The following is a 254-nucleotide window of genomic DNA, read 5'->3' on the forward strand; positions in this document are numbered from 1 at the left end:
CTGGGCGACCTCGATCTCAGGGCAATCGAAGCGTCCGAGCATGCCTTCGACCTCGTGCACCATGCCTTCGAAAAGTTCCGGGGTGACATCGCGCCCGCCGTGACGCTCCGACAGCGTCACGACGCCGACCGGCAGCGAGGTCCAATGGGTGATGTGATTGGCCAGCCGACTGAAACGATTGTCACCGATGCGGATGACGGCAATCTCCGATGAGCCGCCACCGATATCGAAGAGGACGACGGAGCGCGTCTCGC

At 63.0% G+C, this 254-nt stretch carries 1 pseudogene; it reads right to left on the minus strand.

The window, feature by feature from the left end:
* Window positions 1-254 (minus strand): annotated as a pseudogene (locus EOD29_RS33405) (exopolyphosphatase); the annotation flags it as partial.

This window comes from Mesorhizobium sp. M1A.T.Ca.IN.004.03.1.1 (assembly GCF_003997555.1).
GTDB lineage: Bacteria > Pseudomonadota > Alphaproteobacteria > Rhizobiales > Rhizobiaceae > Mesorhizobium.